Origin of the sequence: Collinsella sp. AM13-34, assembly GCF_003473055.1 — a bacterium.
Taxonomy (GTDB): domain Bacteria; phylum Actinomycetota; class Coriobacteriia; order Coriobacteriales; family Coriobacteriaceae; genus Collinsella.
Genome location: NZ_QRLE01000039.1, coordinates 1 through 7278 on the forward strand (window position 1 = coordinate 1; position 7278 = coordinate 7278).

At 59.2% G+C, this 7278-nt stretch carries 6 protein-coding genes; all 6 read right to left on the reverse strand.

Annotated elements, in window-relative coordinates:
* Positions 1-305 precede the first annotated feature (305 nt).
* Genes tsaD through acpS form a run of 6 tightly spaced genes read right to left on the reverse strand, consistent with a single transcriptional unit; the run spans position 306 to position 7129 of the window.
* Positions 306-2690 carry a tRNA (adenosine(37)-N6)-threonylcarbamoyltransferase complex transferase subunit TsaD gene (gene tsaD, locus DW151_RS10070; RefSeq protein ID WP_118335708.1) on the reverse strand — a complete coding sequence of 795 codons (2385 nt, stop codon included), beginning with the start codon at positions 2688-2690 and terminating at the stop codon, positions 306-308.
* Positions 2677-3183: a tRNA (adenosine(37)-N6)-threonylcarbamoyltransferase complex ATPase subunit type 1 TsaE gene (gene tsaE, locus DW151_RS10075; RefSeq protein ID WP_089573670.1), complete on the reverse strand. Its 507-nt coding sequence runs from the start codon at positions 3181-3183 to the stop codon at positions 2677-2679. Before tsaE ends, tsaD begins: the two co-directional genes overlap by 14 nt.
* A 12-nt stretch (positions 3184-3195) precedes the next feature.
* Positions 3196-3816, reverse strand: a complete 621-nt coding sequence (locus DW151_RS10080; protein WP_117565042.1) for a uracil-DNA glycosylase — start codon at positions 3814-3816, stop codon at positions 3196-3198.
* 8 nt (positions 3817-3824) lie between these two features.
* Positions 3825-4970, reverse strand: coding sequence for an alanine racemase (gene alr, locus DW151_RS10085; RefSeq protein WP_117759402.1), 1146 nt, complete (start codon positions 4968-4970; stop codon positions 3825-3827).
* 2 nt (positions 4971-4972) lie between these two features.
* Positions 4973-6589 carry an NAD(P)H-hydrate dehydratase gene (locus DW151_RS10090; RefSeq protein ID WP_082435564.1) on the reverse strand — a complete coding sequence of 539 codons (1617 nt, stop codon included), beginning with the start codon at positions 6587-6589 and terminating at the stop codon, positions 4973-4975.
* Complete coding sequence (gene acpS, locus DW151_RS10095) at positions 6590-7129, reverse strand: holo-ACP synthase (protein WP_117655164.1); 540 nt, start codon at positions 7127-7129, stop codon at positions 6590-6592.
* Positions 7130-7278: the final 149 nt, after the last annotated feature.

Below are 7278 nucleotides of genomic sequence, written 5' to 3' on the forward strand. Positions count from 1 at the left end.
CCCGCGGCTCTCAGGGGCTCCCATCCCAAATGCGGAGCAAAGCTCCGCACACCATCTTTTTCTTTCAGCTAAAGCACGCCGGAAATTCGACGCAGCTGGCTAACCTTGCCGGACGTTGTCGACGCCAAACCAGCTCAGAAGCTATATCGATACAGAAAGGTCCCCGGACGGAGGGGCCGGATATAAGGTTTATCGCGAGTTCCGCACGCAAAGAAGGCCACTTAATGTGGCCTTCGTCTTGCGCAGGACTGTAGAGCAGGAAACCTTATATCCGGCCCCTCCGTCCGGGGACCGCGCCGTACCAGCTACAGCGTCATGTTTGGATCGGCGTCGACGTCGAACGGCGAGATTTCTCCTCGGTCGAATTTACGGCGGGCAACCTCTGCGATCATGGCGGCGTTGTCGGTGCACGCCGAAAGCGGTGGCACCGTTACGCGGATCCCCTGACGCCCAAGCTTCTTGATCATCATCTCGCGCAGATGCGGATTAGCCGAGACGCCGCCGCCGATGCAGTATTCCTTGCATCCGGTGGCATGCAGGGCGTTTTTGGCCTTCTTGTACTGAACGTCAAAGACGGCTGCCTCAAACGAAGCCGCCAGATCGGGCAGGTGAATCGTGCGCCCGGCCTTGGTCTCCTGCTCGATGTAGAGCGTCACGGCCGTTTTAAGACCCGAAAGCGAGAAACGATAGTCTCCCCTGCTGTTAAGCGCGCGAGGAAAATCGATCGCGCGGGGGTTGCCCGTCTCGGCCAGCTTGGAGATGATGGGGCCACCGGGATAGCCCAGACCCAACGCCTTGGCTACCTTGTCGAAGGCCTCGCCCACAGCATCGTCGAGTGTCTCACCAAGTACCTCGTAGTCGCCCCATGCCTTCACGTGCACGAGCATGGTATGACCGCCCGAGACGAGCGTGAAGATAAACGGCGGCCTGAGATCGGGCTGCGCCAGCAGGTTGGCGAACAGATGGCCCTCCAGATGGTTGACGCACACGAGTGGCTTGCCGGCGGCATAGGCAAAGCCCTTGGCAAAGGCGACGCCCACCACCAGGGCGCCAACCAGGCCCGGACCCTGTGTCACGCCCACGGCGGCTAGCTCACTTGGTGTAATGGCTCCGCCCGTAAGGCCCAGCGACGCTGCGGCGTCCTCGAGTGCCGCATCCACGACACTCACAATCACCTCGACGTGCTTGCGCGAGGCGATCTCGGGCACCACGCCGCCAAAGCGTGCATGAAAATCAATCTGCGTCGACACCTGGTTGGCCAGCATATTGCCATCCGCATCGATAATCGCCACCGCCGTCTCGTCGCAGGAGCTCTCGATAGCGAGTACGAGGCGGCGACGCTCAATCTCGACACGTTCCTCGGCAGAGCGCCAAGGCGCAGGCAGCGGCCATACGCGCTGCTCTGCCGCCGTCGGCTCGGGCGAAGCATTGTCGACCGGAAGCACCAGGGGCAGCGGAGCCGTCATGACGATGGCGTCCTTGCCGGCACCATAGTAGCCGCGGCGACGGCCAGCCTCGGTAAAGCCCAGAGCGTTATAAAGCGCGATCGCTCCCTCGTTACCGTCCTCGACCTCGAGCGAAGCCGTGGTGCAGCCGAGCATCTGGGCATCATAGCTCACGTGCGACAGCAGCTTGCGGGCAATGCCCTCACGGCGATGTGCCGGGTCGACGGCGACATCCAGAATCTGCACATCACCGTCCACGACCATACCGCCGGCAAGGCCCAGCAGCTTGCCGTCGTCGTGTGCCACCCACCAACTACGCGGCGCAGCGACGTCCTCGCCCAGTTCGGACAGGAACATGCCCGGCGTCCATGCCTCGTGTCCGGCACCTTCAAAGCAGGCAGCCTCCAGCGCGCTCGCGCCCTCGGCATCCGCCGCGCCCATGGGACGGAACTGCAGATGACGACCGGCGAGCTCATCGGCAACACCCGTAATTTCGCTCTGCGCACTCTCGGCAAGACCAAGACGCTTGCGCTCGTTTTCCTCGGCATCCGAAAGGCGCGTGTAAATCGGCAGGACGCGGGCCGGATCGCCGTCACCCGCAGCGTGCGCGAGCAGCAAGCCCTCGCCCGAAGGCCACCACAGGTCGCGCTCCACGCAGCGGGCGGCCTCGTCCTCATCCAGCAGCTTGCCATAGCGCACGAGACCGTCACCGGTCAGCTGAACCTGGCCCCAGTCCGCTGCTTGGCGCCACTCATCGAGCGCCACGGCGGCCTTGACCACGTGTTCGCGCTCAAATTGACGCTCGGGACCCTCATCGACCAGCATATACAGCGCCGGATATACCTCACCGCGCATAGCATCGGCCAAGATACCAAGCTTGCCGCGCACGCCAGCCTTCCACGCCGTCCAAGCGCAAGCGTCGAGCGTCGACACGCCCAGCAGCGGAACATTGGCACCACGCGCGAGGCCCTTGGCAGTGGAGATGCCGATGCGCACACCCGTAAAGGACCCCGGGCCGCGGCCGACCACATAGCAACCAACATCGCTGCGATCCAGACCGGCTTGAGCCAGCACGCCATCAACGGTATTCACGAGCTCAACGTTGGCGTGACGGCGACACATGTGGTCGCCACTCACGAGCTTCGTCTCACCCGTCTGCCCATCAATCCAGCTTGCCGCGCAGGCAAGCATGTCGGTCGAGGTATCGAGCGCCACCACCAGCGCGTTGTCGTTATGCAAGCTCATCTTGTACAGCCTTATCAATCAAATGGGAAAGCTCCATTGCGCGGTCACCGTGCGCCTCGAGCGTTATCGTTCGCACATCGCTGTCGCCCTCATCACGCCTGAGCGTCACCGAAAGATACTCATCCGTCAGCTCGTCCTGGAATTGTTCGCCCCATTCCAGCAGGCAAGCACCCTCATAGCCCAGCACATCGAAAATGCCCGTATCCTCGAGCTCGTAGGCATGCTCCAGGCGGTATAGATCAAAGTGAAACAGCGGAATACGACCTTGATCGTGAACGGCCATGAGCGCAAACGTAGGACTCGTAACCATATGCCCATCGCCCAGCCCGCGCGAGACGCCCTTGGTAAAGTGAGTTTTGCCCACTCCCAGGCCACCGGTCAGGATGAGCACATCTCCGTCCTCAAGGCACGGTGCAATTAGCTCGCCAAAGTACTCCGTATCGGCAGCGCAAGTCGTTTTGTAAGTACCTACCCCCAGGCGCTCCAGGGACATATATGCTCCTTATTATTCCGAGGCGTCCTCTGGTGCGGGATGTCGCCCCAGATAGTCGCCCAGCATCTTAAAGTCTTCCTCCAGCAGCTCCTGCCACGCTGGATTGCGTAGCGCTGCTGCCGGATGGAAAGTGGGCATCACCACAAAGTGCCCCATCTGATGGAACCTGCCGCGCAGCTTGGTAATGCCGATCTCGGTCTTGAGCACAAAGTGCGTTGCGGGGTTGCCGAGCGTCACGATGATATCGGGCCAGATGCTTCGAATCTGCTCGCGCAAAAACGGCGAGCAAGCCAGCACTTCCTCGGGACGCGGATTGCGGTTTCCCGGCGGGCGGCACTTAAGCACGTTGGCAATGTAGACGTCTTCGCGTTTGAGCCCCGCCAGCGACAAAATGCCGTTGAGGTCCTCGCCTGCCGCCCCCACAAAGGGCTCGCCCTGCAAATCCTCATTACGGCCCGGCGCCTCGCCAATAAACATCACGCGAGCGCGGGGGTTTCCCACGCCAAACACGATGTTGTGGCGCGACTGGTAAAGCTGGCAAAGGTGACAATCGCCCAGAACGGCCTCGATCTCCTCGAGTGCGACCTCACGCGGCGCCTGATGGCTATGGCCGGGAATGTGCATGACGCCCATAGCGACTCCTACACGTAGACCTTGTCGAGACGCATACCAAAGCCGCAAGCGACCTCGTAGTTAATCGTGCCGCGTAGGCGCGCCATCTCGTCCATGGTAATCTCGGCATCTCCATCGCGGCCGACAATGATCATCTCGTCACCATACTCGGCCTCGGGAATCTCATGCGCCGGGTTGGACTGAATGGCGACCATAAACTGGTCCATGCAGATATTGCCCACCTGACGCACACGCTCGCCGCGATACAGCACGTCCATACGATTGGAAAGCGTACGCGAAAGGCCATCGGCATAACCGATCGGAAGGGTGCAGATCTGAACGCGCGTGCGCGGTACGCGGTAGGTAAAGCCGTAGCCCACGCCCTCGCCCATCGCAGGGTGTGCCACGCGCGTCACACGCGCGTGGACGCTCATGACGGGATCAAGCTGCATCACGCGACCACTCAGCTCACATGGCTGCAGACCATACAAACCGATGCCGGCACGAATCATGTCAAAGTGCATTGAAGAATCGAGCATCGAGGATGGCGTATTGGCACAATGCACGATACCGCATTCAAAACCTGCGTCCTTAATGGCCTGAACGGCCTCGGTAAAACGCTGGCACTGCAGCTTGTAGTCCCAGCCCGAAGGTTCATCGGCCGTGGCGAAGTGCGTAAATACGCCGTCGCACTGAATACCGCGATGGAAATTTATACCGCGGACAAAGTCGAGCACCTGCGTGTAGTGAACGCCGATACGATTCATGCCCGTCTCGATGGCAAGATGGTACTTGCCCACTTTGCCCGCCGCGACGGCACATTCTCCATACGCAAGAGCAAAGTCAGACGTATAGACCGAGGGCATGATATCAAACTCGAGCAACGTCGGAATGGCCTCGATAGGCGGCTCGCTTAGGATGAGGATGGGTTTCGTAATCCCGCCCTGTCGGAGCTCAACGCCCTCGTTAACCGTCGCCACGGCAAACATGTCGGCACCGGCCGAATACATGATCTTGGCGCACTCAACAGCTCCATGACCATAAGCATCGGCCTTGACCACGCAGCACAGGCGCTGACGTGGATTCAGCAAGTTCTTATAGGCCCTCGTGTTGCGACGGAGCGCCCCGCGGTCGATCTCGACCCAGGACCAGCGCGTCAAATCGGCTTTATTCATGATTAGTCATCCGACCCTTCGTCCATGATTCCCAGATCTTCGAGCGCATCCTTTGCCGCCAGCTCCATGGCAGGACCGATCAAGTCGATAAGATCGGTCGCGATAACGCTCTTCTCACCATACTCCGTCGCCGCAGCAAAACCGGCGTAGCTGTGAAGTGCGACGGCGTACGAATACAGCAGCTCCCAACGATCCATCTCGTCGCGCATGGTGGCAAGCGTGCCGGCCAAAATACCCGCGAGAACATCACCAGAACCGGCAGTTGCCAGAGAAGCCGGACCCGAGAGCGGCAGCAGCACGCGCTCAACGCCACAGATAGCCGTCGTCGGCCCCTTGGCTATGACCACCAGATTGTCGGAGCCTGCAGCCCAGACAACCTTCTGCGCGGCCGCAATCGCGGTACCAAGGTCGTTCACCTCGTCACCGGCAACCAGGCGCGAAAGCTCACGATAGTGCGGCGTCATAACCAACGGCTGCTCGCGGCGATACATCTCGGGGTTACTATCAATACCGTCAATGGCAATCTTAGCAAGGCAGTTGAGTGCATCGGCGTCCAAAATTAGCGGTACATCAAGCTCGAGCAAGCCCGAAACCACCTGCATAGCGCCGGCAGACGTCGTCATACCGGGACCGCACAGCACGCAGCTGTACTTCTTTGCGATCTCGCACACCGTCATGCGCGCAGCGGCGCCAAAGGAGCCGCGGGAATCAGACGGAATAGCAAAGACCGGAATCGAAGGAAGTGCCATGCGAATGAGATTGGCGCAGGCGTCAGGAGCCGCGACTGCCACGTAACCAGCACCCGCGCGAGCTGCAGACTTGGCCGCCATAATGGCAGCACCAGGATATTGCGCCGATCCGGCGACAATAAGCACAGAGCCACGGGAATACTTATCGATATTCGATGGTAGCGGAGCAAAGTAATCAACTAAGTCACCGGGCTCGACAATCTCGGCGGCGTGGTCAACATCATCGATGACTTCGTCAAGACGGTCGTAAAGATTGCCGCAGATCAAATCGCCAGCATACTCAGGGCCATCAGCGCTATACAGACCAATCTTGGGCGCAATCATCGTCACCGTGCGCTCGGCACGAATGCAGTCGTCATCAACAACGCCCGTCTCGGCATTCAGGCCCGAGGGGACATCAATGGATACGACACAATCGGCGCATTCATTGACCGTAGGAATCCAAATGGAGAACGGCGCACGCAGATTCCCGTGGAAACCGGTACCAAAAATGGCATCGACAACAACATCCGCCTTATCGATCAAAACCTCGAGTTCGTCACGCGAGGGACCGACGCAAACGTGCACATCGCGGCCGGCAGTTCGACGAGCAACATGACGTGCCAAAGCAGCAGGAATCTCATCCGGCTCAACCGGAGAAACGATATCCACGTCCACACCCTTATGGCTCAGGATATCGGCGGCAACCCAACCGTCGCCGCCATTATTACCAAAACCGACCAAAACGAGAACCCGATCGGGATTGAGCTTCAAGACCTCGTTAGCGGCAAACTCACCCGCTAGCTCCATAAGCTCGGCCTTCGAAGTCCCTTCGCGTTCGATGATATCCTCGAGACGAACGACTTCTTCGGTACTCAAAACCGGTTTCATCTATGCTCCTAGCGTATCTTGCGAAGCATCGCCCAGGTGCTCCGTCAATGCTGAATTCTGCAGCTGCTCGAGCTCATCTAATACAGAGCGAGCCTCTTTAAATGTCTGCGCAACGCGTTTCTTGGTGCTCACCTTTTCATCTTTTGGCTTAGGCCGAGCATCTTCGGTAATCGCGATGGCATTCGCAACGGCCAAGTCTCCCGTAAGCGTAATGGAAAGAGCGACCTCAACAACGCCCAGTTCTTGAGCGATCTCGAGAGCACGGCCCGAAAGCAGCGCCTTCGGTTTGCCGAGTTTATCACGCGTTACCGAAACATCCTTGCGACCCACGCCTTGACTAAAACCCGTGCCGAGAGCTTTAAGCACCGCCTCGCGCGAAGCAAAGCGGCTCGCATAGTGAGCAGCGGGACGCGATGATGCATCGCAATACGCACGCTCTTCTTCGGTAAACACACGCCGAGCAAACGACGGCGTCTTTTCAAGAATTGATTTCATGCGGGAAATCTCGACGATATCAACGCCGATACCAGCTTCAGCCATGTTCACCTCCATATCGCACAGACTAAGTTATTGTAGCCCGTTCACAGAAGATGCGACAAACGAGGGTTATAAAACACAGCTACTATGTGAGACAAATTGCCCGAGATACAAAAAAGGGGGAGGCCGCGAGGCCTCCCCCTTCTTCAAGT